General features: G+C 64.3%; 23 protein-coding genes. 20 read left to right on the top strand and 3 right to left on the bottom strand.

From position 1 onward, the window contains the following. The 15 genes from F3J20_RS28320 to F3J20_RS28390 form a co-directional block, all read left to right on the top strand. The coding region (locus F3J20_RS28320; RefSeq protein WP_167285501.1) for a DUF4115 domain-containing protein at positions 1-301 on the top strand (301 nt) is incomplete at its 5' end. Between the two features lie 85 nt (positions 302-386). Continuing rightward, complete coding sequence (ispG, locus tag F3J20_RS28325) at positions 387-1,703, top strand: flavodoxin-dependent (E)-4-hydroxy-3-methylbut-2-enyl-diphosphate synthase (RefSeq protein ID WP_167044939.1); 1,317 nt, start codon at positions 387-389, stop codon at positions 1,701-1,703. A 21-nt stretch (positions 1,704-1,724) separates the two neighbouring features. Beyond that, positions 1,725-3,062 carry a histidine--tRNA ligase gene (gene hisS / locus F3J20_RS28330; RefSeq protein WP_167044942.1) on the top strand — a complete coding sequence of 446 codons (1,338 nt, stop codon included), beginning with the start codon at positions 1,725-1,727 and terminating at the stop codon, positions 3,060-3,062. Positions 3,063-3,128: 66 nt separating this feature from the next. Then, positions 3,129-3,758: a tetratricopeptide repeat protein gene (locus tag F3J20_RS28335; protein ID WP_167044945.1), complete on the top strand. Its 630-nt coding sequence runs from the start codon at positions 3,129-3,131 to the stop codon at positions 3,756-3,758. A gap of 78 nt (positions 3,759-3,836) precedes the next feature. Continuing rightward, positions 3,837-4,982: an outer membrane protein assembly factor BamB gene (gene bamB / locus F3J20_RS28340; RefSeq protein ID WP_167285502.1), complete on the top strand. Its 1,146-nt coding sequence runs from the start codon at positions 3,837-3,839 to the stop codon at positions 4,980-4,982. 513 nt (positions 4,983-5,495) lie between these two features. Continuing rightward, positions 5,496-6,833 (top strand): ribosome biogenesis GTPase Der, encoded by a 1,338-nt coding sequence (gene der, locus F3J20_RS28345; RefSeq protein WP_167044951.1) that lies wholly within the window; start codon positions 5,496-5,498, stop codon positions 6,831-6,833. Between the two features lie 207 nt (positions 6,834-7,040). Beyond that, complete coding sequence (hfq, locus tag F3J20_RS28350) at positions 7,041-7,277, top strand: RNA chaperone Hfq (protein WP_006051315.1); 237 nt, start codon at positions 7,041-7,043, stop codon at positions 7,275-7,277. Between the two features lie 58 nt (positions 7,278-7,335). Beyond that, entirely contained in the window at positions 7,336-8,523 is a 1,188-nt protein-coding gene (gene hflX, locus F3J20_RS28355) for a GTPase HflX (RefSeq protein WP_167285503.1), read from the top strand. Positions 8,524-8,572: 49 nt separating this feature from the next. Continuing rightward, on the top strand, positions 8,573-9,988 hold the full coding sequence (gene hflK, locus F3J20_RS28360) for an FtsH protease activity modulator HflK (protein WP_167285504.1): 1,416 nt from the start codon (positions 8,573-8,575) through the stop codon (positions 9,986-9,988). Positions 9,989-10,000: 12 nt separating this feature from the next. Then, positions 10,001-10,903 (top strand): protease modulator HflC, encoded by a 903-nt coding sequence (locus F3J20_RS28365; protein WP_167285505.1) that lies wholly within the window; start codon positions 10,001-10,003, stop codon positions 10,901-10,903. A 43-nt stretch (positions 10,904-10,946) separates the two neighbouring features. After that, the gene (locus F3J20_RS28370) at positions 10,947-11,138 is read left to right on the top strand and encodes a DUF2065 domain-containing protein (protein ID WP_167044963.1); all 192 of its coding nucleotides are present in this window, start codon (positions 10,947-10,949) and stop codon (positions 11,136-11,138) included. Between the two features lie 274 nt (positions 11,139-11,412). Beyond that, positions 11,413-12,564 carry an ATP phosphoribosyltransferase regulatory subunit gene (locus F3J20_RS28375; RefSeq protein WP_167285506.1) on the top strand — a complete coding sequence of 384 codons (1,152 nt, stop codon included), beginning with the start codon at positions 11,413-11,415 and terminating at the stop codon, positions 12,562-12,564. A gap of 264 nt (positions 12,565-12,828) precedes the next feature. Beyond that, a complete protein-coding gene (locus F3J20_RS28380; protein ID WP_167044968.1) occupies positions 12,829-14,175 on the top strand; it encodes an adenylosuccinate synthase in 1,347 nt (448 codons plus the stop codon). An 18-nt stretch (positions 14,176-14,193) separates the two neighbouring features. Then, positions 14,194-14,766, top strand: coding sequence for a phosphoribosyltransferase (locus tag F3J20_RS28385; protein WP_167285507.1), 573 nt, complete (start codon positions 14,194-14,196; stop codon positions 14,764-14,766). A 338-nt stretch (positions 14,767-15,104) separates the two neighbouring features. Then, complete coding sequence (locus tag F3J20_RS28390) at positions 15,105-16,991, top strand: potassium transporter Kup (protein ID WP_167044970.1); 1,887 nt, start codon at positions 15,105-15,107, stop codon at positions 16,989-16,991. Between the two features lie 212 nt (positions 16,992-17,203). Here the strand turns inward: F3J20_RS28390 and F3J20_RS28395 are convergent, their stop codons facing one another. After that, positions 17,204-19,558: a Tex family protein gene (locus tag F3J20_RS28395; RefSeq protein ID WP_167285508.1), complete on the bottom strand. Its 2,355-nt coding sequence runs from the start codon at positions 19,556-19,558 to the stop codon at positions 17,204-17,206. A 151-nt stretch (positions 19,559-19,709) separates the two neighbouring features. Here F3J20_RS28395 and F3J20_RS28400 point away from each other — a divergent pair, with 151 nt between their 5' ends. The 4 genes from F3J20_RS28400 (at position 19,710) to F3J20_RS28415 (ending at position 23,546) form a co-directional block, all read left to right on the top strand. After that, complete coding sequence (locus F3J20_RS28400) at positions 19,710-19,898, top strand: hypothetical protein (protein WP_167044976.1); 189 nt, start codon at positions 19,710-19,712, stop codon at positions 19,896-19,898. 7 nt (positions 19,899-19,905) lie between these two features. Next, positions 19,906-20,850, top strand: a complete 945-nt coding sequence (locus F3J20_RS28405; protein WP_345889939.1) for a hypothetical protein — start codon at positions 19,906-19,908, stop codon at positions 20,848-20,850. A gap of 130 nt (positions 20,851-20,980) precedes the next feature. Further along, complete coding sequence (locus F3J20_RS28410) at positions 20,981-21,199, top strand: DUF465 domain-containing protein (RefSeq protein WP_167044979.1); 219 nt, start codon at positions 20,981-20,983, stop codon at positions 21,197-21,199. Positions 21,200-21,263: 64 nt separating this feature from the next. Then, entirely contained in the window at positions 21,264-23,546 is a 2,283-nt protein-coding gene (locus F3J20_RS28415) for an ATP-dependent DNA helicase (RefSeq protein WP_167285509.1), read from the top strand. A 223-nt stretch (positions 23,547-23,769) separates the two neighbouring features. Here F3J20_RS28415 and F3J20_RS32300 read toward each other — a convergent pair whose 3' ends face one another. After that, a complete protein-coding gene (locus tag F3J20_RS32300; RefSeq protein ID WP_240162941.1) occupies positions 23,770-24,045 on the bottom strand; it encodes a hypothetical protein in 276 nt (91 codons plus the stop codon). Between the two features lie 232 nt (positions 24,046-24,277). Continuing rightward, on the bottom strand, positions 24,278-25,603 hold the full coding sequence (locus F3J20_RS28420; RefSeq protein WP_167285515.1) for a cupin domain-containing protein: 1,326 nt from the start codon (positions 25,601-25,603) through the stop codon (positions 24,278-24,280). Between the two features lie 32 nt (positions 25,604-25,635). Here F3J20_RS28420 and F3J20_RS28425 point away from each other — a divergent pair, with 32 nt between their 5' ends. After that, the gene (locus F3J20_RS28425; RefSeq protein WP_167044988.1) at positions 25,636-26,175 is read left to right on the top strand and encodes a peptidylprolyl isomerase; all 540 of its coding nucleotides are present in this window, start codon (positions 25,636-25,638) and stop codon (positions 26,173-26,175) included. Positions 26,176-26,184 lie beyond the last annotated feature (9 nt).

The raw sequence follows: 26,184 nt of genomic DNA on the forward strand, positions 1-26,184 counted from the left end.
GCCGGCAGCGGTCGTGGCGGGCGCAGCGGCGCCGGCCGTGGCGCCCGCGCCGGGCGAAGCGGTCGTCGCGCTGCGCGTAACCCAGGATAGCTGGTTCAGCGTGCGCGACAAGGACGGCAAGGAACTGTTCTCCGGTCTCGTGCATGCGGGGGACCCGAAGCAGGTGACGGGTGTTGCGCCGTTCAAGGTGACGGTCGGCAACAAGGCTGGTCTCGAATCGCTGACGCTCGACGGTCAGCCTGTCGATCCGGCGAAATATGCGGCAGCCAGGGGCAACGTGGCGCGTTTTGCGTTGCCTTGACAGATACGGTGTGCGCCGCGGCCAACCGGTCCGCGGCGCTTTTTCAATTCAGGCGCTGCGTTTTTGCGTAGCGTGTGCGGCGTAAATGGGTTTTTCGATGCAATCCGAAGCTCAATCCCAATCCAGTAGCAAGATCGTTTCAGACGAGCCGGTGTTCGGCGGTTCCGCGATGCGGCGCAAGTCGCACGCGGTCAACGTCCGTTGGGGCGGCCAGCTCGTCACCATCGGCGGCGACGCGCCCGTGCGCGTGCAGTCGATGACCAACACCGACACCGCCGACGCGATCGGCACCGCGATCCAGATCAAGGAGCTGGCGCAGGCCGGCTCGGAACTGGTGCGCATCACGGTGAACACACCGGAAGCGGCGGCGGCCGTGCCGGCGATCCGCGAGCAGCTCGACCGCATGGGCGTGATGGTGCCGCTCGTCGGCGACTTCCATTACAACGGCCATCTGTTGCTGCGCGACTATCCTGGCTGCGCGGAAGCGCTGTCGAAGTACCGCATCAACCCGGGCAACGTCGGGCACGGCGCGAAGCGCGACACGCAGTTCGCGCAGATGATCGAGGCGGCGGTCAAGTACGACAAGCCGGTTCGCATCGGCGTGAACTGGGGCAGTCTCGACCAGGACCTGCTCGCGAAGATGATGGACGAGAACGGCTCGCGCGCCACGCCGTGGGAAGCGCAAAGCGTGATGTACGAAGCGCTGATCCAGTCGGCGATCGGCTCGGCCGAACGCGCGGTCGAACTCGGCCTCGGGCGCGACCAGATCATCCTGTCGTGCAAGGTCAGCGGCGTGCAGGACCTGATCGCGGTGTACCGCGAACTCGCGCGCCGCTGCGACTTCGCGCTGCATCTGGGCCTGACCGAAGCGGGCATGGGCTCGAAGGGCATTGTCGCGTCGACGGCGGCGCTGTCGGTTCTGCTGCAGCAGGGCATTGGCGACACGATCCGTATTTCGCTGACACCGGAACCGGGCGCGTCGCGCACCGGCGAAGTGATCGTCGGCCAGGAAATCCTGCAGACCATGGGGCTGCGTTCGTTCACGCCGATGGTGATCGCGTGCCCCGGCTGCGGCCGCACCACGAGCACGCTGTTCCAGGAACTCGCCTCGCAGATCCAGACCTATCTGCGTCAGCAGATGCCGGTGTGGCGCGACCAGTATCCCGGCGTCGAACAGATGCACGTCGCGGTGATGGGCTGCATCGTCAACGGCCCGGGCGAGTCGAAGCAGGCCAATATCGGCATCAGCCTGCCGGGCTCCGGCGAAAACCCGGCCGCGCCGGTGTTCATCGACGGCGAGAAGGTGAAGACGCTGCGCGGCGAGAACATCGCGCAAGAATTCCAGCAAATCGTGAGCGACTACGTCGAGCGCCGTTATGGCCGCGCCGACGCGCTCAACTAAATAGCGGCGATCGAAATACAGATGACTGAACAGAAGAAAAAGCTCGAGAAGCTGTCCGGTGTGAAGGGCATGAACGACATCCTGCCGCAGGAAGCCGGGCTCTGGGAATTTTTCGAAACCACCGTCAAGTCGATGCTGCGTTCGTACGGATACCAGAATATCCGCACGCCGATCGTCGAGCATACGCAGCTGTTCACGCGCGGTATCGGTGAGGTGACCGACATCGTCGAAAAAGAGATGTACAGCTTTACCGACGCATTGAACGGCGAAAACCTGACCATGCGCCCGGAAAACACGGCGGCGGTCGTGCGTGCGTCGATCGAGCACAACATGCTGTACGACGGTCCGAAGCGCCTGTGGTACGTCGGCCCGATGTTCCGTCACGAGCGTCCGCAGCGCGGCCGTTATCGGCAGTTCCATCAGGTCGGCGTCGAGGCGCTCGGCTTCGCGGGTCCGGACGCGGACGCGGAAATCATCATGATGTGCCAGCGCCTGTGGGACGACCTCGGCCTCACCGGCATCAAGCTCGAAATCAACTCGCTCGGCCTTGCTGAAGAGCGCGCCGCGCATCGCGTCGAACTGATCGCGTACCTCGAAAAGCACATGGACGTGCTCGACGAAGACGCGAAACGCCGTCTCTACACGAACCCGCTGCGCGTGCTCGATACGAAGAACCCGGCGTTGCAGGAAGTCGCGCAGAACGCGCCGAAACTGATCGATTTTCTCGGCGAAGAATCGCGCGCGCACTTCGAAGGCCTGCAGCGTCTGCTGAAAGCGAACAATCTGCCGTTCACGATCAACCCGCGTCTCGTGCGCGGTCTCGATTACTACAATCTGACCGTGTTCGAGTGGGTCACCGACAAGCTCGGCGCGCAAGGCACGGTCGCGGCGGGCGGCCGCTACGATCCGCTGATCGAGCAGCTGGGCGGCAAGCCGACGGCGGCGTGCGGCTGGGCGATGGGCGTCGAGCGCATTCTCGAACTGCTGAAGGAAGAGAACCTCGTGCCCGAAGACGAGGGCTGCGACGTGTACATGGTCCATCAGGGCGACGCGGCGCGCGAGCAGGCCTTCATCATCGCTGAGCGTCTGCGCGATACCGGCCTCGACGTGATCCTGCATTGCAGCGCGGACGGCCAGTCGGCGAGCTTCAAGTCGCAGATGAAGCGCGCCGACGCGAGCGGCGCCGCGTTCGCGGTCGTGCTCGGCGAAGACGAGATCGCCAACGGCACGGTCGGCGTGAAACCGCTGCGCGATACGTCCAACGGCGGTAAGAACGAGCAACAGAACGTGCTGGCCGAAGACTTGACCGAATATCTAATCAATGCGATGGTTGCAACCGCCGAAGACGGCGACGACTGATCGCGATGTCGTCGGGCCGGCTGGCTCGACACGCACACGTAGCAAGAAAGAGGAAATCGCCGGGCGATGAGTTACCACGACGAACAAGAATCGATTGAAAGTCTGAAGGCATGGTGGAATCAGTGGGGCAACGCGACCACGTGGATCGTGCTGGCGGTATTGTTGGCGGGTGCGGGCTGGAACGGCTGGAATTTCTGGCAGCGGCGTGAGGCAGCGCAAGCCGCGGTGCTGTATGACCAGGTGCAGCAGGCCGTGGCAGCGGGCGACAAGGACAAGGTCACCCGCGTGGCCGCCGACATGGAAGACAAGTTCGGCCGCACCGCTTACGCGCAGATGACCGCGCTCGGTGCAGCCAAGGCGCTCTACGCGGCCGGCGACGAAGCTGGCGCGAAGGCGCAACTGCAATGGACCATCGATCACGCGAAGGACGACGAGTTCAAGCAGATCGCGAAGCTGCGCATGGCTTCGCTGCTGCTCGACGACAAGGCTTACGACCAGGGTCTCGCGCTGCTCGCCGAGCCGCAGTCGGATGCCTTCAAGGGTATCGTGGCGGACCGCCGCGGCGATCTGCTCGCTGCTCAAGGCAAGCACGACGATGCGCGCGCGGCCTACAAGATCGCGCTCGACTCGCTGTCGAAGAGCGACAGTTCGGCGCGCCAGTTGATCCAGTTCAAGCTCGATGCGCTCGGCGGCTGAGCGTCTTGCGCGACGCGCCGTGAGCCACGACCGCAAGACGGTTTCCTTTAATTAATCTCCTGAATGCTTCGTCCACCGATGAATCTGCTGAAACGTTACGCTGTGCCCGTTATCTGTGCGATGGCCGTTCTCTCGCTGGCGGCTTGCTCATCCACGAAAGACGTGCGCCGTGTGCCGACGCCGCTCACCGAGTTCAAGCCTGTGCTCGACGTGCAGCAGTCCTGGTCGGCGAGTGTGGGCAAGGCGGGCCGTTACCTGTTCTCGCCGGTCGCGGTCGGCAATGCCGTGTACGCCGCCGGCGCGAACGGCACTGTCGCGAAGATCGACGCGCAAACCGGCAAGGACGTGTGGCGCACCAAGCTGCACGACGACCTCTCGGCGGGCGTCGGCAGCGACGGCACGCTGACGGCGGTCGGCGGCCTGAAGGGCGACGTGTACGTGCTCGGCGCGGACGGCAAGGAACTGTGGACCGCCAAGGCGCCCGGCGAGATCATTTCGCCGCCGCTGGTCGGCAACGGCCTCGTGGTCGTGCGCACGGTCGACGGTCAGATCGTCGCGTTCAACGGGCAAACGGGCGAGCAGAAGTGGAACTACCGCAACCGTGCGGTGCCGCTCAACCTGCGCGTGTCGTCGGGCATGACGTTCGCGGGCGACGCGGCGGTGCTGGCCGGTTTCCCGGGCGGCTCGTTCTCGGCGATCAATCTGCAAACGGGCGACAACTACTGGCAAACGCCGGTGTCGTATCCGAAGGGCGTGACCGAAGTGGAGCGCATCAACGACGTGACGGGCCCGCCCACGCTGGTCGGCTCGCAGACCTGCGCGGTGACGTTCCAGGGCCAGATTGGCTGTTTCGACGCGAACTCGGGCCGCTCGCTATGGAGCAAGGCATTTTCGAGCACGAGCGGCCTCGCGCAGGATGATCGCAGCGTGGTCGCCGCCGACGACTGGTCGATCGTCTCCGCGTTCGACGGGAGTAATGGCTCGGTGCTGTGGAAGAACGAGTCGCTGAAGAACCGCGATCTGAGCGTGCCGATGCTGCTCGGCCGCGCGGCCGTATTCGGCGACTACCAGGGTTACGTGCACTTTCTGTCGAACGCCGATGGCGCGCTCGTCGCGCGCATGAAGACCGACGGCAGCGCAATTAGCGCGGCGCCGGTGCTGGCCGGCGACACGCTGGTCGTGCAGACACGCGACGGCGGCCTGTTCGGTTTCCGCCCGCGCTGATCGCAGGGCATGCTGTTTGGCGCGCAGGCCGGTTTTGCCGGCCGCGCGCGTTTTAACTGAGAGTCGGGCTGGGAATCTGGCTGAAAAGCGAGGTTTGAACCGGCGCCTGAACGTACTGGCGAGTGTCGGGCGCCTTGGGTCGATGGATCGGTTTGTTTGCCGGGTTGCTCGCGCAGACTCAAAAGAAGAAATCCGCCGGACGGGCTGGTCCGGCAAGTCGGATCGGAAGCTGTCCCGCTCGTCATGCGCGGTGGCTCGCGCGCCTTTTTTGCGGCATCGTGAAGAAGAGCGCGATCGCATGCGCAGGCGAGCCGTTGCGCAGCGAAGTCTGAATCCGGCGGCTCCCTGGTGCCGCCCGCAGCCCACCGCCGTCCGCCCGGATGCGCCTATCGAACGCACATCCGGAGCTGGCTGAATTCGTGATAATTTCGTCAAAACGCCGCCGCGCGGCGGCCTGACGTCGCTACGCGTGCGATCGGCTCCGATCCCGCGTTTCACTGTGAACAATATCTGATGAAACCCGTTATTGCCCTCGTCGGGCGCCCCAATGTGGGGAAATCCACGCTGTTCAACCGCCTCACGCGCTCGCGTGACGCACTGGTCGCCGATCTGCCAGGTCTCACGCGCGATCGTCACTATGGCGAAGGGCGCACCGGCGAGCGGCCGTATCTGGTCGTCGACACCGGCGGCTTCGAGCCGGTCGCGAAGGACGGCATCCTGCACGAGATGGCGCGGCAAACGCGCCAGGCGGTCGAGGAATCGGACGTGGTCGTGTTCATCGTCGACGGCCGCAACGGCCTCGCGCCGCAGGACAAGTCGATTGCCGACTATCTGCGCAAGGTCGGCCGGCCGATCTTCCTCGTCGTCAACAAGGCCGAGGGCATGAAGTACACCAACGTCGCCGCCGATTTCTACGAGCTCGGCCTCGGCGACCCGCGCGCGATTTCGGCGGCGCACGGCGATGGTGTTACCGACATGATCGACGAGGCGCTCGAAGTCGCCTACGCCGGTCAGCCCGAAGAGAGCGAGGAAGGCAAGGAAGCGCGCGGCGTGAAGATCGCGATCGTCGGCCGGCCGAACGTCGGCAAGTCGACGCTGATCAACGCGCTGGTCGGCGAGGAGCGCGTGATCGCGTTCGACATGCCGGGCACCACGCGCGATTCGATCTACGTCGACTTCGAGCGCAACGGCAAGCCGTACACGCTGATCGACACGGCCGGTTTGCGCCGCCGCGGCAAGGTGTTCGAAGCGATCGAAAAGTTCTCGGTCGTGAAGACGCTGCAATCGATCTCGGACGCGAACGTCGTGATCCTGCTGCTCGACGCGCGCCAGGATATCTCGGACCAGGACGCGCACATCGCCGGTTTCGTCGTCGAGCAGGGCCGTGCGCTCGTGGTCGGCGTGAACAAATGGGACGGCCTCGATCCGCATGTGCGCGAGCGCACCAAGGGCGATCTCGAGCGCAAACTAAAATTTCTCGACTTCGCCAAATTCCATTTCATTTCCGCCGCGGAAAAAACCGGAATCGGGCCGCTGATGCGCTCGGTCGACGACGCCTACACGGCCGCGATGTCGAAGCTGCCGACGCCGAAACTGACGCGCGCGCTGATCGAGGCGGTCGAATTCCAGCAGCCGCGCCGTCGCGGGCCGGTGCGTCCGAAGCTGCGTTACGCGCACCAGGGCGGCCAGAATCCGCCGATCATCGTGATTCACGGCAATGCGCTCGATGCGATTACCGATACCTATAAGCGCTACCTGGAAAACCGCTTCAGGGAAACTTTCAAGCTGATGGGCACTCCATTGCGAATAGAGTTCAGATCCTCGACGAACCCTTACGCGGACAAAGGCTAAAAGAACGCCGGGTCTCGCGGCGAGCCGGAGCCAGGCCTCGCCGCGAAGCCCGGAGCAGGGCCTGAAACCCGCGTGCGTGCTGGGTTTGGCCGAATGGCCGGGCGCCGCGCGTGGAAATGAAAATCAGCTATAGTGTAGCGGTTGGTGGCGGATCTCTTTTTCTTCGCCGCCAATTCAGTCAACCTGCAAAAAAATACGGAGTTTGCTATGAGCAACAAAGGGCAATTGTTACAAGACCCGTTTTTGAACGCACTGCGTAAAGAGCATGTGCCGGTGTCGATCTATCTGGTCAACGGCATCAAGCTTCAAGGGAACATCGAATCGTTCGACCAGTACGTCGTGTTGCTCCGGAATACGGTCACCCAGATGGTCTACAAGCACGCTATCTCGACAGTCGTGCCGGCCCGTCCGGTGAATTTCCACCCGGATTCCGAACAGTCCTAACCCTCGCCGCGGCCGGCACGATGTCGCCCGTTGGCGATTCTCTTCCGGCCGCGTCATTTTGATACCCTCCAATTTGATCAATGCAGCGCTTGTTGGCATCGACTTCGGCAAGATCGATTTCGAAGCCAGTCTCGAAGAACTCAGCCTGCTCGCGCAAAGCGCGGGCGCGAATCCCGTAGTCACCCTCACCGGACGCCGTTCCAGTCCCGACGCGAAGATGTTCGTCGGCAGCGGCAAGGCGGAAGAACTGCGCCTTGCGTGCGAAGCGAACGACATCGAACTCGTGATCTTCAACCATGCTCTGGCGCCTGCGCAGCAGCGCAATCTGGAGCGGGCGCTTAACCGGCGCGTGGTCGATCGCACGAGTCTCATCCTCGATATTTTTGCGCAGCGCGCCCGCAGCCACGAAGGCAAGCTGCAGGTCGAACTCGCGCAGCTGCAATATCTGTCGACCCGGCTGATTCGCGCGTGGACCCACCTCGAACGCCAGAAGGGCGGTATCGGTTTGCGCGGCCCCGGCGAAACGCAGCTCGAAACCGACCGCCGGCTGATCGGCGAGCGCATCAAGGCGCTCAAGATCCGTCTCGACAAGCTGCGCCGCCAGCATGGCACGCAGCGTCGCGCGCGCAATCGCAACCAGACGATGTCGGTGTCGCTCGTGGGCTATACGAACGCGGGCAAGTCCACGCTCTTCAACGCGCTGACCAAGGCGCAGGCGTACGCGGCCGACCAGCTGTTCGCGACGCTCGACACGACTTCGCGGCGCGTCTATCTCGGCGACGAAGCGGGGCAGGTCGTCGTGTCCGACACGGTCGGCTTCATTCGCGAATTGCCGCACCAGCTGGTCGCGGCGTTTCGCGCGACGCTCGAGGAAACCATTCACGCCGATCTGCTGCTGCACGTGGTCGATGCGTCGAGCGCGGTGCGGCTCGACCAGATCGACCAGGTCAACGAGGTGCTGCACGCGATCGGCGCGGACACGGTCCGGCAGGTGCTCGTGTTCAACAAGATCGACGCGGTGCCCGAGCTGGCGGCCCGTGGCGAGGCGGTCGAGCGGGACGAGTATGGTAATATTTCGCGCGTCTTTTTGAGCGCGCGCACGGGGCAGGGGCTTGATACGTTGCGCGCCGCCATCGCTGAAATCGCTACAGCCGAACCGCTTGCCGACATGCCGTTCGACCCGTCGGAAGACATCCGTACGGCAGAACCGCGCGAGAACCACAAGATTCCAGAACTCGGGCACTGACCCGTTCCAATTGCACTGATCCGCTGTCTACTCTGGTGAACGAACACAGGTGAACGATTACAACGAGCGGAGTATCTGGCTGCGTATGCGCGCCTTGCTTTCACTGAACGATCCGCGTTGGGGCCGGGGCGACGGCAATGGCGACCGGCAGCGTCCGAACGATCCAAAGCGTCCGGCTCGCGATGGTGAAGGTCCGCCCGATCTCGACGAAATGTGGCGCGATTTCAACCGCCGCTTGAGCCGGATGTTCGGCCGCAAGGGCGGCGGTGTCGGCGGCGGCCGTCCGGATAACGGGCGTGGCGCACGCATCGGCGTCGGCATCGTGATCGGCGTGCTGATCGCGATCTATCTCGGCAGCGGCGTATTCGTCGTGCAGGACGGTCAGGCCGCCGTCGTCATGCAGTTCGGCAAGTATCGCTATACCGCGGGGCAAGGCGTGCACTGGCGTCTGCCGTATCCGTTCGAAGCGCACGAGTTCGTCAACGTCGGGCAGATCCGCCAGATCGAGATCGGCCGCAGCAACGTGGTGCGTCTCGCGAACGTGAAGGACGCGGCGATGCTCACGCACGACGGCGATATCGTCGACGTGCGCTTTGCGGTGCAATACCAGGTGCGCAAGCCGACCGACTTCCTCTTTCGCGGTGTCGATCCCGACCAGAGCGTGGCGTATGCCGCGCAGGCGGCGGTGCGCGGCATCGTCGGCGCGCAGAGCACCGCCGATCTCCTCGCTCAGGATCGCGAAACATTGCGTCAGCAGTTGATGGCAGCGATCCAGCAATCGCTCGACCAGTACGAGTCCGGTCTCGCCGTGACGGGCGTGACGATCCAGAGCGTGCAGGTGCCCGAGCAGGTGCAGTCCGCGTTCGAAGACGCCGCTCGCGTGCGCGACGAAAACGAGCGCGCGAAACGCGATGCCGAGGCCTATGCGGCCGATCTGCTGCCGCGCGCGCAAGCCGACGTCGCGCGTCAGATCGAGGACGCGAAAACCTATAGCCAGAATACGGTGGCGCAGGCGCAGGCCGAGGCCGAGCGCTTCGGGCAGGTCTACGCGCAATACTCGAAGGCGCCTGCCGTGGTGCGCTTCCGCCTGTACATGGAAACCATGCAGCAGATTTATTCGAATGCGACCAAGGTGTTCGTCGACGCGAAGAACGGCAACAACGTGCTGTATCTGCCGCTCGACAGACTGGTCGAACAGAACCGCGAACGCCAGGCAGCGGCTGCAGCCGCTTCGGCCGCCACCGCTGCGAGCGCGCCGCCGGCGGCGAGCGCGGCGGATGGGGCCGCCGCTTCGGCTGCCTCGGCTCCGGCCGATACCGGCGCCTCGGCCGATACTTCGCCGGCTTCGCCAGCTTCTCCAGCTTCCCCTGCCGCCGCGGCCACGCCCGCGAGCCGGGCCGCCGGTGTGTCGCTGCGTTCGCGCGAAGCCTTCCGCAATCGCATGCGCGAAGACGACGTTCAATAAGGAGCGCGATACATGAACAGAATCATTGCGCTCGTCGTCGCGGTCGTCATCGTGCTGCTCGCGGCTTCGTCGATGGTATTCGTCGTCGATCAACGCCATATGGCCGTGCTGTCTGCGCGCGGCGACGCGGCGCCCACCCTGCTTGGCCCGGGCCTGCACGTCAAGCTGCCGCCGCCGCTGCAAACGGTCACGCTCGTCGACAATCGCATCCAGTCGCTCGACGCGCCGGACGAAGATCATTACGTCACGTCGGATAAAACCGAACTGCTCGTCAACCCGGTCATCAAGTTTCGCGTGACCGATCCGCTCAAGCTGGTCGCCGAAACGAAGGGCGACGTGCAAAGCCTGCCGGACCGGCTCGCGCTGCTGTCGCGCGGCGCGCTCGGCGACGCCTTCGGCAAGTTCACGCTGTCCGATGCGCTTGCCAAACAGCAGGCCGTCGCCGACGAGGCGCGCGGCGCGCTCGATAAGGGCGCGGCATCGCTCGGCGTGTCGGTGGTGGACGTGCAGCTCACGCGCGTGGATTTTCCGGCGGCCATGGCCGACTCGGTCTTCAAGCGCATGATCGCCGCACGCGAACAGGCCGCGGCCGACGAACGCGCGAAGGGCACGGCGCAAGCGGACCAGATCCGCGCGGACGCGCTCGCGAAGCAGCAGGCGGTGCTCGCGGACGGTCTTGCGCAGGCGCAGGGCATTCGCGGCGAAGGCGATGCGAAGGCCGCGGAAATCGCCGCCGAGGCGTTCAACAAGGACCCGCAGTTCTACCAGTTCTATCTGAGCATGCAGGCGTACCGGAAGACCTTCAAGCCGGGCGATCTGATCGTGGTCGATTCGAACAGCGAGTTCTTCCGCTTCATGCGCAGCCCGAGTGGCGGCGCCGCTCCGGACGCTGCCGCGCCGCCCCGCAAACGCTGATTACCGAAGGCCGCGGCATCCGCATCGCGGCCACTTCATTCGCATGGACATAGCCGGCTCGTTACTGCTCGCGATCGCCTTGATGCTGATTATCGAAGGCATGTTTCCCTTCGTTTTTCCGGCCGCCTGGCGCGACACGTTCCGTAAAATAGCGGAGCGGCCGCCGCATCACATTCGTGTCGGCGGACTCATCGTGATGCTGCTCGGGCTGATCCTGCTGCTTATCGCGACCTGAAGTAACGGAAGTTTTGCAGGACGTCTGCCGCGCGAGCGGCGGCGCACGAAACGCGGCGCGTCAGCCTCGCACGCCGGCCATGCCGCCGTCCCGTCGATTCTTCACGCGCTTGCGAAACGGGCGCGCTAAGGGACCTAACGAGGGACATGACGGGGGGCCGCCGAGCACCGCCCGAACGCTTGCCCCAGCCGCCAGAATCGAGCCGCTGGACGCCATTCACACTCACTTACCCGGCGCTTCAAGACGCCGTGTTCAACGCCGTAGGACTGTATCGATGTCGACCTGGTTGCTTCCCGAGAATATTGCCGACGTGCTGCCGTCGGAGGCCCGCAAGATCGAAGAATTGCGGCGTCATCTGCTGGATCGTTTTCGCTCGTACGGCTACGAGATGGTCATGCCGCCGCTGCTCGAATATCTCGAGTCGCTCCTGAGCGGCGGCGGCCACGATCTGAACCTGCGCACCTTCAAGCTCGTCGATCAGCTGTCCGGCCGCACGCTCGGCCTGCGCGCCGACATCACGCCGCAGGTCGCGCGTATCGATGCGCATCTGCTGAACCGTCAGGGCGTCACGCGTCTGTGCTATGCGGGCAATGTCGCGCATACGCGGCCGCGCGGTCTGCACGCGACGCGCGAGCAGATCCAGATCGGCGCGGAAATCTACGGTCATGCTGGTCTCGAAGCGGACCTCGAAATCCAGCAACTGATGCTCGACGCACTGCGTCTTGCCGGTCTCGACAAAGTGCGCCTCGACCTCTGCCATGCAGGCGTGCTCGCCGCGCTGATCGAAGCCGAGCCGGCCGCGCAAGCCCTGGGCCAGGCGCTCTACGACGCGCTCGCGGGCAAGGACGTGCCGCGTCTCGTCGAGATGACGGCGCAATTCTCGCCGGTGATTCGCGACGCGCTGCGCGCGCTGCCCACGTTGTACGGCGACGCGTCGGTGCTCGAGGAAGCGCGCGCGCGTCTGCCGAACTCGCCGGCCATCGCCCGCGCGCTCGACGACCTCGCGTTCCTCGCGAGCCAGGTCGAGGGCGCCGAAGTGATGATCGATCTCGCCGATCTGCGCGGCTACGCGTATCACAGCGGCGTGATGTTCTCCGCCTACGTGGACGGCGTGCCGAACGCGGTCGCGCGCGGCGGCCGTTACGACCACGTCGGCCAGGCCTATGGCCGCGCGCGCGCGGCAACCGGCTTCTCGCTCGATCTGCGCGAAGTCGCGCGCATCTCGCCGATCGAAGCGCGCAGCAGCGCGATCCTCGCGCCGTGGCGGCATGACGAGGCGCTGCGTGTCGCGGTCGCCGCGCTGCGCGATACGGGCGAAGTCGTGATCCAGGCGCTGCCTGGCCACAAGCACGATCTCGATGAATTCGCATTCGATCGCATGTTGGTCGAGCGCAACGGCGCCTGGGTTGTCGAACCGCGCGCTTGAGGCATACCTGAGCCGTACCTGGGCGGCGCCCGAGAGCCGTCGCCTGGGTGCGTGCCGGCCAGACCTGTCCAGGGCTCGTCCCCGCGTGCGCCACAGGGCGGCGAAGCCGCCGCCAGAACCCGGCAGCGGCAAGGCCGCTGCAAGCTGCCGCGCAACTTTCCCCATACTCAACATAACGTGCATGCCGTTGAGCGGAAACGGAAAAATTCCGGAAGCTTCCGCGAACCTAGGTAGAATACGTTTTTAACCAGCTTACGAAACAACATGTCTGCCAGCGCAGTGAATGTGAACCCCGGGCGCAACGTCGTCGTCGTGGGTACCCAGTGGGGTGATGAAGGCAAGGGCAAGATCGTCGACTGGCTGACGGACCACGCTCAAGGCGTCGTTCGCTTCCAGGGCGGTCACAATGCCGGTCACACGCTTATCATCGGCGGCAAGAAAACCATCTTGCGTCTGATTCCGTCGGGCATCATGCATCCCGGCGTCGCGTGCTACATCGGCAATGGCGTCGTGTTGTCGCCGGAAGCGCTGTTCAAGGAAATCGGCGAGCTCGAAGCCGCCGGCATCGACGTTCAGAAACGTCTGTTCATTTCCGAAGCCACCACGCTGATCCTGCCGTACCACATCGCGATCGACCAGGGCCGCGAAGCGCGCCGCGGCGCGGGCAAGATCGGCACGACCGGCCGCGGCATCGGCCCGGCCTACGAAGACAAGGTCGCGCGCCGTGGCCTGCGCGTGCAGGACCTGTTCGATCCGCAAGCGTTTTCCGAGCGTCTGCGCGAAAACCTCGACTATCACAACTTCGTGCTCACGCAGTACCTCGGCGCCGCCGCAGTCGACTTCCAGCAAACGCTCGACACGATGCTGAGCTACGCCGACCGTCTGAAGCCGATGGTCACCGACGTGTCGCGCCGTCTCTACGACGTCAACGCCAACGGCGGCAATCTGCTGTTCGAAGGCGCGCAGGGCACGCTGCTCGATATCGACCACGGCACCTATCCGTTCGTCACGTCGAGCAACTGCGTCGCGGGTGCGGCGACTGCCGGCGCGGGCGTCGGTCCGCAAAAACTGAACTACATTCTCGGCATCACGAAGGCGTACTGCACGCGCGTCGGTTCGGGTCCGTTCCCGAGCGAACTGTACGACGCCGACAACGCCTCGCGTCAGGACCCGATCGGCCTCGAACTCGCCACCGTCGGCAAGGAATTCGGCTCGGTCACGGGCCGTCCGCGCCGCACCGGCTGGCTCGACGTCGCCGCGCTGCGCCGCTCGATCCAGATCAACGGCGTCTCGGGCCTGTGCATGACCAAGCTCGACGTGCTCGACGGCCTCGATGAAGTGAAGCTGTGCGTCGGCTACACGGTCGACGGCCAGAACGTCGATCTGCTGCCGCGCGGCGCGACCGAAGTCGCGCGCTGCGTGCCCGTCTACGAAATCTTCGCGGGCTGGAAGGAAAGCACGGTCGGCATCAAGGAATGGGACAAGCTGCCGGCCAACGCGCGCGCGTATCTCTCGCGCGTGCAGGAAGTCGCCGGTATTCCGATCGACATGGTTTCCACCGGTCCGGATCGCGAAGAAACGATTCTGTTGCGTCACCCGTTCAAGGTTTGAGTCATGCAGGGTGTACCGATGATCGCGATGAAAGATCCGCGTAACGACGAGAAGAACCTGTGGGTCGGCTGGGACGAGTATCACCGGCTGATCGAACTGCTCGCGCTGACCGTGCACGAGTCGGGCTGGAAGTTCGACAAGATCCTGTGCCTCGCGCGCGGCGGCCTGCGCGTCGGCGACCAGCTCTCGCGCATCTACGATCTGCCGCTGGCGATTCTCGCCACGAGTTCGTATCGCGAAGCGGCCGGCACGGAGCAGGGCGAACTCGACATCGCGCAATACATCACGATGACGCGCGGCGAACTGCAGGGCAATGTGCTGCTCGTCGACGACCTCGTCGATTCGGGCGTCACGCTCGCACGCGTGCAGCAGCATCTGAAGGAGCGCTATCCGGCCATTACCGCGGTGCGCTCGGCCGTGCTGTGGTACAAGGCCTGCTCGAAGGTGAAGCCCGACTATCACGTGCAGTACCTGGCCACGAACCCGTGGATTCATCAGCCGTTCGAGGAATGGGACACGGTGCGTCCGCATAACCTCGGTGCGTGGATCAAGCGCGGCATTGCGCAGGCGCAGGAGTCGTCGGGCCAGTGATGCCTATCCCGCGCCTTACACGTGTTTTACATTCGTGTATCGCGCGGTTTTCATCCAGTGCTCATTGCCGTGTTCATCGCCGTATTCAGAAAACGGAGCCCAGCCGGGCTCCGTTTTTTTGTGGGCGCGGCACGGCGTCGGCTATCCTTCAGCGTATCGCGAAGCCGGTGCGCGAGATGCCGGCCATATGATCCCCAATGCAGCAGACGCGTTCATATCGCAGTGCTACACTGCGCGGACCATCCACGTCGCGTATCCACAACAAGGCGGGCGGCGTCAGATGGGGAGTTTAGAATAGCGGTCGTTTTTTCCGCCTGGGAACGGATCCTCTCGCGTCTATGACAGATAACAATCACGCACACAAGCAGCCGCTGTCTTCCCTTGCGATTGCCGCGATCGGAGTGGTGTTCGGCGACATCGGCACAAGCCCGTTGTATTCGCTTAAAGAGGCTTTCAGTCCGTCGCACGGCATTCCGTTGACCGATCAATCGATTCTCGGCGTGATCTCGCTGCTGTTCTGGGCGATCGTGATCGTGGTCGGCATCAAGTACGTGCTGTTCGTGATGCGGGCCGACAACAACGGCGAAGGCGGCGTGCTCGCGCTGATGGCGCTCGCGTTGCGCTCGCTCGATCAGAAGTCGAAGATGGCCGGCCTGCTGATGATGCTCGGCATCTTCGGCGCCTGCATGTTTTATGGCGACGCGGTAATCACACCGGCCATTTCGGTGATCTCGGCGGTCGAGGGTCTCGAGATTGCCGCGCCGCATCTGTCACACCTGGTGCTGCCGCTCACGATCGTGATCCTGATCGTGCTGTTCTGGATCCAGCGGCATGGCACGGCCACGGTCGGCCGGCTGTTCGGCCCCATCATGGTGCTGTGGTTCATCGTGCTGGCCGCGCTCGGCCTGTGGCACATCATCCAGTCGCCGAGCGTGATCCGCGCGCTCAATCCGTACTACGCCTACACGTTCATGGCCGCGCACGTGCTGCAGGCCTACGTGGTGCTCGGCTCGGTCGTGCTGGTGCTGACCGGCGCCGAAGCGCTCTACGCGGACATGGGCCACTTCGGCGCGAAGCCGATCCGCATGGCCTGGTACATTCTCGTGATGCCGTCGCTGGTGCTCAATTACTTCGGCCAGGGCGCGCTGCTGATGCACGACGCGAAGGCCATCGAAAATCCGTTCTTCCTGCTCGCGCCGGACTGGGCGCTGCTGCCGCTTGTCGTGCTGTCGACGGTGGCGACCGTGATCGCGTCGCAGGCGGTGATTTCGGGCGCGTATTCGCTGACGAGCCAGGCGATTCAGCTCGGCTATGTACCGCGCATGAAGATCCTGCACACGTCGGACCTCGCGATCGGGCAGATCTATGTACCGGTCGTGAACTGGATGCTGCTCTTCATCATCCTGTGCATCGTGATCGCGTTCAAGAGCTCGGATAATCTCGCCGCCGCGTACGGTATCGCGGTGACGGCCACGATGGTGATTACGACCGTGCTCGCGTGCGTGGTGATGGTGAACGTGTGGAACTGGAACAAGCTGCTCGTCGCGCTCATCATCGCCGTGTTCATGGCGGTCGACCTCGGCTTCTTCGGCGCGAATCTGCTGAAGGTCGAAGAGGGCGGCTGGCTGCCGCTCGGCATCGGCGCGCTGCTGTTCTTCCTGCTGATGACGTGGTTCAAGGGCCGCATGCTCGTCAAGGAGCGCACGGCCGCCGACGGTATTCCGCTGATGCCGTTCCTGCAGGGGCTGCTCGCGCATCCGCCGCATCGCGTGTCGGGCACTGCGATCTATCTGACCGGCAGCGATTCGCTGGTGCCGGTGAGCCTGCTGCACAACCTCAAGCACAACAAGGTGCTGCACGAGCGCACGATCTTCCTGACCTTCGTCACGCGCGATATCCCCTACGTGAACGATGCCGAGCGCGTAACGGTCAGGGATATGGAGGGCGGCCTGTGGCTCGTGAAGGCAGCCTACGGCTTCAACGAAACGCCGGACGTGAAGGCGGTGCTGCTCGACGTCGGCCGCACGCACGACATGACCTTCGAGCTGATGGACACGTCGTTCTTCCTCGCGCGCGAAACGGTCGTGCCGACGCAATTGCCGGGCATGTCGGTGTGGCGCGAACGCGTGTTCGCGTGGATGCATCAGAACGCCGCGAAGCCGACGGACTTCTTCAGTATTCCGGCGAACCGCGTCGTGGAATTGGGAACGAAGATCGAGATCTGATTTATCCCGTATCTGACAGGCGGGAGCGCAAACAGAAAACCCACGCATGGCGTGGGTTTTCTGTTTCTGCGCGTCGTTCGCGAGTATGCGGGCATCGAGTTGCCCGTCGCTTGCGACTACGCAAAGAGCGGTGCGAGTCGGGCGAAGCGCGTCCGTCGATCCGACGCGCTCACTCCACTCGTCATGCTCCTCGTACGCTGGCTTGCGCCTGCTTACTTCTGCTTGAGCTTCGCGAAAGCCGCAGCCATTGCGCCCGACGGTTCCGGTTCGCGCGAACGCGGCGGCGCGCCGCGTCCCGCGCCGCCGCGGTTGAAGCCGCCGCCCGAGCCGCGCTCCTGCTGCGCACCGCCGCCGCCGCTGCGTGCGGCCGCCGCGCCCGGTTCGTCGTCGAGGCGCATGGTCAGCGCAATCCGCTGGCGCTTCACGTCGACTTCGAGCACCTTGACCTTGACGATCTGGCCGGCCTTCACGACCTCATGCGGGTCCTTCACGAACTTCGTCGACATCGCCGACACGTGCACGAGGCCGTCCTGATGCACGCCGACGTCGATGAACGCGCCGAATGCGGCAACGTTCGTCACGACGCCTTCGAGCACCATGCCAGGGATCAGATCGCTGACCTTCTCGACCCCTTCACGGAACGTGGCGGTCTTGAACTCGGGACGCGGATCGCGACCCGGCTTTTCAAGTTCGAGCAGAATGTCGCGCACGGTCGGCAGGCCGAAGCGCTCGTCGACGAATTCGGCCGGCGAGAGCCCGCGCAGCGCATCGCGATTGCCGAGCACTTCGCCGACCTGCCGGCTGATCTTCGCGAGAATCCGCTCGACGACCGGATACGCTTCCGGGTGCACCGACGAACGGTCGAGCGGATTCTCGCCGTTGTTGATGCGCAGGAAGCCGGCCGCCTGCTCGAAGGTCTTGTCGCCGAGACGCGGCACTTTACGCAGATGCTCGCGCGACGGGAACGGCCCGTTCGCATCGCGATAGTCGACGATGTTGCGCGCGAGCGTCGCATTCAAACCCGACACGCGCGCGAGCAGCGCGACCGACGCGGTGTTCGCATCGACGCCGACCGCGTTCACGCAGTCCTCGACGACCGCATCGAGCGAGCGCGCGAGTTCGCGCTGATTCACGTCGTGCTGATACTGGCCGACACCGATCGCCTTCGGCTCGATCTTCACGAGTTCGGCGAGCGGGTCCTGCAGACGGCGCGCGATCGACACCGCGCCGCGCAGCGACACGTCCATGTCGGGGAATTCCTTCGCGGCGAGTTCGGACGCCGAATACACCGACGCACCCGCTTCCGACACGACGATCTTTTGCAGCTTCAATTCCGGATGACGCGAGATCAGTTCGCTCGCGAGCTTGTCGGTCTCGCGCGAGGCGGTGCCGTTGCCGATGCTGATCAGCTCGGCCTGGGTCTGCGCGGCGATGCGCGCGAGCTTCGCGAGCGAGCCGTCCCAGTCGCGGCGCGGCTCGTGCGGATAGATCGTGTCGGTCGCGAGCACCTTGCCGGTACGATCGACCACCGCCACCTTCACGCCCGTGCGCAGGCCCGGATCGAGGCCGATCACGGCCTTCGGGCCGGCCGGTGCCGCGAGCAGCAGGTCTTTCAGATTGCGCGCGAACACGCGAATCGCTTCGTGTTCGGCTTCGTCGCGCAGATTGGTCAGCAGTTCGTTTTCGAGGTGCGGCTGCACCTTCACGCGCCAGCACCAGCGGCACACGTCGGAGAGCCACTTGTCGGCGGGGCGGTTCTGATTGGCAATGCCGAAGTGCCGCGCGATCAGCGCTTCGCCCGGATGCGGCACCTGCGCGTCGAGTTCCTCGCCCAAGCCGAGCTTGATCATCAGCACGCCCGCATTGCGGCCGCGGAAGAGGGCCAGCGCGCGATGCGAGGGCACCGTGCGGATCGTTTCGGCGTAGTCGTAGTAGTCGCGGAATTTCTCTTCCTCGGCGGTTTCCTTGCCTTCCACGACCTTCGACGACACCACGCCCTGGTTGAACAGGTAGTCGCGCAGCTTGCCGAGCAGCTCGGCCGTTTCACCGAACTGCTCGGAGAGGATGTCGCGCGCGCCGTCGAGCGCGGCCTTCACGTCGGCGATGCCTTTCTCGGCATCCACGTAGGCCGCGGCTTCGGTTTGCGGATCGAGCAGCGGATTACCGAGCAAGGCGTCCGCGAGCGGCTGCAAACCGGCTTCGCGCGCGATCTGCGCACGCGTGCGGCGCTTCGGCTTGTACGGCAGATAGAGGTCTTCCAGCACCTGCTTGCTGTCGGCGCCTTCGATCGCGGCGCGCAGCTCGTCGGTGAGCTTGCCCTGTTCGTCGATGCTTGAGATGATCGCCGCGCGCCGGTCTTCCAGCTCGCGCAGATACAGCAGGCGTTCCTCGAGGTTGCGCAGTTGCGTGTCGTCGAGATTGCCGGTCACTTCCTTGCGGTAACGGGCGATGAACGGAACGGTCGCGCCTTCGTCGAGAAGTTCCACGGCGGCCGCGACCTGGCGCGGCTGGACGGACAGTTCAGTGGCGATGCGCTGGACGATCTTGAGTGCTACGGTTTCCGTCATAAGGTCTTGGTGTTCCTGCGGACTCAGTGAGGGGCCGCGCGCGGGCGGCAGGTCGGACAGGCCGGGCATGCGCCGCGACCAGGAGCGGGGCATTTTGCCATAAATGCCAGGAGGCTCAACCGCGCGGTGTTAGAATTTCGGGCATGTTCCGTTGACCTTCTACGACGTTGCCAATCTCCTTGTCGCTCAATCGCCTGGTCTCTTTTTTGTCGTCGGGTTCGTCTCCGGGCTTGTCTCGGGATTTGTCTCAATTGCCGCTTTCTTCGCCGCGTTTGGCGGCCGGTTCGCCCGTACCGATGGCGCGTGCCGCAGCGGGCGCGAAGCCTGCTTGCGCGGCTGATTTCGGGGTGATTCGGTTTGCGCCGCGCAGGCTGGCGGCGGTGGGCGCCTCGTGCGTGATCGCCGTGGCGCTCGGCGTGCCCCGGCCGGCTAGCGCGCAGGCCGCAGCGCAGCCGGCGGCGACGGCCACCGTCCCGGCAGCCGCTCAGTCGGCAAATCAGGCGGCCAATACGGCGACAGCAACCGACGCAACGAGCGCCGACAGCCCGCGGAGCGTGAGCGACGCGGCCGCGCTCGACAAATCGTTCGAGGATCGGCAACAAGTGCTCGACCAGCGCAGCGACGACAACAACTACCAGTACGCGCTCGCGCAGCACAACTGCTACAGCCGCTTTTTCGTCAATCACTGTCTGGACCGCGCGCGCGATTCGATGCGCACGGTGCAGGCGCAAATCCGCAAGGAACAGCTGACGCTCGACGCCGAGCAGCGCGCACAGCGCGCTCGCGAGCGCGACCAGCGCACCGCCTTGCGGCGCGCGCAAAACGAGGCGGAAGCGCCGCAACGGGCCGCCGAAGACGCGCGCAACGAGCAGGCGTATCAGGAGAAGCAGCGCCAGAACGCGCTCGATCAGGCGCAGCGCAACGCCGAGGCGCCGCAGCGCGCGGCCAACGCGCAGGCCTACGAAGACAAGCAGCACCAGCACGCGCTTGATCAGGCACAACGCGGCGTCACGCCGGCGCAGGCGGCGGCCAATCAGCAGGCCTACGACCAGAAGCAGAGCGACTACCAGCGCAAGCTCGAGGAAGCGCGTCAGCAGGGCGTGCAAAAGGCGCAGGAGCGCGAGCAGAAGCAGCAGAATTTCGAGCGCAAGCAGGCCGATGCGGCGCAGCACAAGCTCGACGTCGAAGCCCGCCAGAAGCAGGCTGCCGAGAAGGCCGAGCAGAAGCGTCAGGACCAGTTGAAGCAGCAGCAACTCGAAGAGCAGCAGAAACAGCAACAGCAGCAGGAGTAGTCGCGTGCTGTAGCCGGTGTCGGCTCGTGGCCGGCACCACCGTAGTCGCCGTAACGCGTTTTGAGCCGGACAGCAACCTCAGGCATCGGGCTGCGCGCGCAGTTCATGCCTTCGACGAGAGGAGGCGAGCATGCGCGATCGTCATCACGTCATCGACGGGAACACACTCCGTGACCGCATTCTGCAACTGGAATCGGAGCATAGTGGGCTCGACCGGTTGATCGACCGGATGTCGGATGAGCCCGGCATCGACGACCTTGAGCTGCAGCGCCTGAAAAAGCGCAAGCTCAAAGTCAAGGACACCATCATCTTGCTGCAATTGCAGCTCGAACCGGACGTACGCGCCTGAGTTCGCGGCCTGGCAGGCGCCGGGCGCGCAGCGCGCGAGCCGGACTTCGCAGGAAACGCTTGCCTTGAATTCACCGCATGACACCTCATCCCGGACCGCGCCGGGCGACGCTGCATCCACCGCCGGCGCGCCGGCTCCGGCTCCGCGCGCGGCTGCGTCCGTGGCCGGCGTGACGCTGGACCGACGCCGTGCTGTGGAGCTCGACGATATCTTCGCCGACAACGGCTTGCTCGCGCGCCAGATCGACGGCTACCGGCCGCGCGCATCGCAGATCGAGATGGCGCGTGCCGTCGCCGCGGCGATGGAAGCGTCGGGCCGCGCGCTGCCCGAGCCCGCGATGTTCGAGGCGCAGAAGCGTCCGGCGCGGCGTCTGCAGCAGACAGGTAGCGATGCCGTTGCCGAGACCACCGACAGCGCCGAATCCGACGGCCTCGACGGCGGCGAGAACACGCTGATCGTCGAGGCGGGCACCGGCACCGGCAAGACCTATGCGTACCTCGTGCCGGCCATGCTGTGGGGCGGCAAGGTGATCGTCTCGACCGGCACCAAGCACTTGCAGGACCAGCTGTTCCAGCGCGACATTCCGACCGTGCGCGACGCGCTCGCGGTGCCGGTGTCGGTCGCGATGCTCAAGGGGCGCGCGAACTATCTGTGCCACTACTACCTGCAACGCACGGCCGACAACGGCCGTCTGCCGTCGCGCCAGGAAACCTCGTATCTGCAGGACATCGTGCGCTTCGCGAAGATCACGCGCACCGGCGACAAGGCCGAACTCGCGAGCGTGCCGGAAACGGCGCAGGTGTGGTCGATGGTGACGTCGACGCGCGATAACTGTCTCGGCCAGGAGTGTCCGCACTACAAGGACTGCTTCGTGATGCAGGCGCGCCGCGAAGCGCAGCAGGCCGACATCGTGGTGGTCAACCACCATCTCTTTTTCGCCGACATCATGCTGCGCGATACCGGCATGGCCGAGTTGCTGCCCACGGCCAATACGGTCATCTTCGACGAAGCGCATCAGTTGCCCGAAACCGCTACGCTGTTCTTCGGCGAGACGCTGTCGACCGCGCAGTTTCTCGAACTCGCGCGCGATTCGGTGGCCGAGGGTTTGGGCCATGCGCGCGATGCGCTCGACTGGGTCAAGCTCGGCGCGACGCTCGAGCGTGCCGCGCGCGACGTGCGGCTCGCGTTCAAGGAAGACACGCTGCGTCTGTCGATCGGCCAGTTGCCCGACGATCATCCGCTGTTCGCGGCGCTCGAAACGCTCGAAACCGAACTCGACGCATTGGCCGCCGCGCTCGCGGGGCAGGCCGAGCGCGCGGAATCGATCGGCGCGTGTCTGCGTCGCGCTCGCGAATTGCAGGACGTGCTGAGCGGCTGGACCACGCCGCCGTCGGCCGCCGAGCGCGACGCGGCCAATCCGCGCGAGGGTGAGGGCGGCGGCGCTGCGGCCGGCGGCAAGACCGGGCACGCCGATCCGAACGAAAAGGTGCGCTGGATCGAAGTGTTCTCGCATACGGTGCAGTTGCACGAAACGCCGCTGTCGGTTGCGCCGATTTTCGCCAAGCAGCGCGCCGGCGTGCCGCGTGCGTGGATCTTCACGTCGGCGACGTTGTCGGTGCGCGGCGACTTCACGCACTATGCGGCACAGATGGGGTTGAACTCGAAACGCTCGATGACCTTGCCGAGCCCGTTCGACTACCCCTCGCAGGGGCTGCTGTATGTGCCGCGCAATCTGCCGCAGCCGTCGTCGCCGATGTTCACGGACGCGGTGTTCGATGCGGCGCTGCCCGCGATCGAAGCGTCGGGCGGCGGCGTCTTCATGCTGTGCACGACGCTGCGCGCGGTGGACCGTATCTCGGCGAAGTTGCGCGACGTGATCGAGGCGCGCGGCTGGGACTATCCGCTGCTCGTGCAGGGCGATGCGAGCCGCACCGAATTGCTCGATCGCTTCCGGGCGTACGGCAACGCGATTCTGGTCGGCAGCCAGAGCTTCTGGGAAGGAGTGGATGTGCGCGGCGATGCGCTGTCGCTCGTCGTGATCGACAAGCTGCCGTTCGCGCCGCCCGACGACCCGGTGCTGTCCGCACGGCTCGATGCGTTGACGAAGAAAGGCTTGAGCCCGTTCGCCGTGCACCAGTTGCCGCAGGCCGTGATTACGCTCAAGCAGGGCGCGGGGCGTTTGATTCGCGCGGAGACCGATCGCGGCGTGCTGATGATCTGCGATACGCGCCTCGTCGACAAGCCGTATGGCCGCCGTATCTGGCAGAGCCTGCCGCCGTTCAAGCGTACCCGCGAGATCGACGTGGTGCGCGAGTTCTTCGAAGAGCGTGCGACGCCGGCTCAATAGCCGATAGAGGCGAAGCGCGCGGGTTCTGCTTAAAAAAATGCCGCTTTAAAAAGCGGCATTTTTTCGACGGTTTTCAGGCTGGCTCTTAAGCAGAACAGCTAAAAAAACCTTGCTGCAAAAACGCAGCCATAAAACAAAACGCCACGGAGATGAATCCGTGGCGTTTTGCCTGACTGCCCGGGAAATCGCGACGATTTCCCGAGGCAGAACCCTACACGACAGCTTACTGGCTTGCGCCCGAAGCCGGAGCAGCAGCCGAAGCCGCAGCGTCCGAAGCGGCAGCGGTCGCGTCCGAAGCAGCAGCCGTAGCCGAAGCAGCAGCGTCGCTCGCAGCAGCAGCAGCACCCGACGCAGCAGCTGCTGCGTCCGAAGCTGCAGCAGCCGGTGCCGAAGCAGCAGCTGCGTCGCTAGCCGGTGCGGCGGCCTGGTCGTTGCTCTTGTTGCATGCAGCCAGTGCCACAGCTGCCAACAGGGATGCTACGAGGAGGGATTTCTTCATGATCACGTCCTTTTATGGTTTAAAGGTAAGCAACAGCGCAAAATAAAACCGGTAATGTGCTCCAACACCGACCTGGGCCGCTGGTGGAGATGCTCTTTTGACGAGCTGAAATCTTCCCTACGGCTTGGGCGGAAATTATATGCACTTTCGTACTGACAGTCGATAAATCCGGGGTCAATACGTTGTCTTTCTCATACAAAATTTCACTGTACGGTATAGCACGCGGGCAGACTTACGCAAGCTCGCCCACCTGTATCCAGCCCGCACAATACCACTCGTGTAGCAGTGCTGTCACCGATGAATCGTGCGAGAGTGTTACAAAGCGTTTCGCACTCATGCACCGTAGATTAGCGAGATCAAACAGCCATTTTTTCGCGCCGTCCCACGACATTTCTTCTCCATTTACGAAGAAAAAACGGCGTTCATACAACAGGTTGGTCTTGCGGTCGAGCCGCAGGCCACGTTTCGACACTTCGCTGACGAAACGGGCCTCGTTGAGCGGCCGTTGCGGCGGATCGAAGACGACGCTCGGCTTGGGTTCACTGAGATACGTGCCAAGGAACGACGCAATGTCCTGCTCATTCCATTTGATTCGAGCAAGGATCGCGCCAACCTTCTCGACGAGCGCCGGCGGCAGCTCGGCCGGACGCTCGACGGCCGGTTGCTGCGGATCGCGGTAAAGCACGCCGGCCTTGCCCGCGGACTCGCCGCGCTCGGCCAGATGGTAGAGAAACTGCGCGGTCAACTCGCTCGCGGAGGGCGCGCGAAAACCGATCGAGCAGGTCATGCATTCGCCTTCGGCAATACCGTCATGCGCGATGTGCGGCGGCAGATACAGCATGTCGCCTGGCTCCAGCACCCACTCCTCTTCGGGCTCGAAGTTCTGTAAAACTTTCAAGGGCAAGCCGGCTTGCAGCGTTAGGTCTTTCTGCGCGCTGATGCGCCAGCGGCGCTTGCCTTTTACTTGCAAAAGAAACACATCGTAGGAATCGAAGTGGGGGCCGACGCCGCCGCCGTCGCTCGCGTACGAGATCATCAGGTCGTCGAGCCGCGCGTCCGGCACGAAGCGGAAGCGGTTCAGCAGGTCGCGGGCGCGATCATTGTGCAGGTCCACGCCTTGCACGAGCAGCGTCCATGCGCGCTGCTTGAGCGACGGCAACTCGTCGGGGGCGAACGGGCCGTGTTCGAGTTGCCACCTGTTGCGGAAGTGGGTGATCAGGCGCGCTTCGACATCGTCCTGATCGGCCAGCTCGAAAAGTTCGTCGCGCGACAGCGGCGCTTCGAGGTCCGGAATCGCCTGGCGGATCAGCAGCGGTTTTTTCTGCCAGTAGCGGCGCATGAATTGCGACGGCGTCAGATTGCCGAGCAATGCGGTCGGTATGTCGGGTGAAGGTGGGAGCGTGGGCATTGCGGTGGGCTTCGAAACGGGCTTTGAGGCTGGCTTTGAATCAGGCTTTGACTCAGGCCTTGAGTTGGGTTTTGAGTCAGGCTTTGAAGCAGACGAGGAATTGCGTGCCGAAGCTGCATCGGCCGGGAGGTGAGTGGGGCGCCTCGGCATCGTATAATGAGAGCTGTATTCTGGAGAATCGAATGAAAATTGCAAAGAACACCGTCGTGTCGGTCGCCTACAAGCTGTCGGATGCTCAAGGCAATCTGATTGAGGAGAGCGACGAGCCGATGGTCTATCTGCACGGCGGCTATGATGGCACGTTCCCCAAGATCGAGGAAGAGCTCGACGGCCACGAGGCCGGCTTCGAGACCCAGATCCAGCTCGAGCCGCAAGACGCATTCGGCGAGTACGATCCCGAACTCGTGAAGATCGAACCGCGCGATCGTTTCCCGGAACCGCTCGAAGTCGGCATGCAGTTCGAAGGCACGCCGGAAGATGGCGACGAGGAAATCGATGCGCTGGTGTACGTCGTGACCGACGTCGCGGAAGACAAGGTCGTGCTCGACGGTAATCATCCGCTGGCCGGCATGGCACTGCGTTTCGCGCTGACCGTGAAAGACGTGCGCCCCGCGACCGAAGACGAAATCGAACACGAACACGCGCACGGCGCCGACGGCCTCGAAGTTCTCGACGACGACGAGGACGACGAAGAAGACGACTCCAAACCCACTTTGCACTGAGCTTGCCGC

It is taken from the genome of Paraburkholderia sp. Cy-641, assembly GCF_011752945.1.
Taxonomy (GTDB): Bacteria; Pseudomonadota; Gammaproteobacteria; order Burkholderiales; family Burkholderiaceae; genus Paraburkholderia.

What these genes read in the sequence shown, in the direction of transcription:
- F3J20_RS28365 (WP_167285505.1), top strand. Translation starts at nt 10,001, where the DNA reads ATGAACAGAATCATTGCGCTCGTCGTCGCGGTCGTCATCGTGCTGCTC.
- F3J20_RS28385 (WP_167285507.1), top strand. Translation starts at nt 14,194, where the DNA reads ATGATCGCGATGAAAGATCCGCGTAACGACGAGAAGAACCTGTGGGTC.
- ispG (WP_167044939.1), top strand. Translation starts at nt 387, where the DNA reads ATGGGTTTTTCGATGCAATCCGAAGCTCAATCCCAATCCAGTAGCAAG.
- der (WP_167044951.1), top strand. Translation starts at nt 5,496, where the DNA reads ATGAAACCCGTTATTGCCCTCGTCGGGCGCCCCAATGTGGGGAAATCC.
- F3J20_RS28410 (WP_167044979.1), top strand. Translation starts at nt 20,981, where the DNA reads ATGCGCGATCGTCATCACGTCATCGACGGGAACACACTCCGTGACCGC.
- F3J20_RS28390 (WP_167044970.1), top strand. Translation starts at nt 15,105, where the DNA reads ATGACAGATAACAATCACGCACACAAGCAGCCGCTGTCTTCCCTTGCG.
- hfq (WP_006051315.1), top strand. Translation starts at nt 7,041, where the DNA reads ATGAGCAACAAAGGGCAATTGTTACAAGACCCGTTTTTGAACGCACTG.
- bamB (WP_167285502.1), top strand. Translation starts at nt 3,837, where the DNA reads ATGAATCTGCTGAAACGTTACGCTGTGCCCGTTATCTGTGCGATGGCC.
- F3J20_RS28335 (WP_167044945.1), top strand. Translation starts at nt 3,129, where the DNA reads ATGAGTTACCACGACGAACAAGAATCGATTGAAAGTCTGAAGGCATGG.
- hisS (WP_167044942.1), top strand. Translation starts at nt 1,725, where the DNA reads ATGACTGAACAGAAGAAAAAGCTCGAGAAGCTGTCCGGTGTGAAGGGC.
- F3J20_RS28380 (WP_167044968.1), top strand. Translation starts at nt 12,829, where the DNA reads ATGTCTGCCAGCGCAGTGAATGTGAACCCCGGGCGCAACGTCGTCGTC.
- F3J20_RS32300 (WP_240162941.1), bottom strand. Translation starts at nt 24,045, where the DNA reads ATGAAGAAATCCCTCCTCGTAGCATCCCTGTTGGCAGCTGTGGCACTG.
- F3J20_RS28370 (WP_167044963.1), top strand. Translation starts at nt 10,947, where the DNA reads ATGGACATAGCCGGCTCGTTACTGCTCGCGATCGCCTTGATGCTGATT.
- F3J20_RS28420 (WP_167285515.1), bottom strand. Translation starts at nt 25,603, where the DNA reads ATGCCGAGGCGCCCCACTCACCTCCCGGCCGATGCAGCTTCGGCACGC.
- F3J20_RS28375 (WP_167285506.1), top strand. Translation starts at nt 11,413, where the DNA reads ATGTCGACCTGGTTGCTTCCCGAGAATATTGCCGACGTGCTGCCGTCG.
- F3J20_RS28395 (WP_167285508.1), bottom strand. Translation starts at nt 19,558, where the DNA reads ATGACGGAAACCGTAGCACTCAAGATCGTCCAGCGCATCGCCACTGAA.
- F3J20_RS28425 (WP_167044988.1), top strand. Translation starts at nt 25,636, where the DNA reads ATGAAAATTGCAAAGAACACCGTCGTGTCGGTCGCCTACAAGCTGTCG.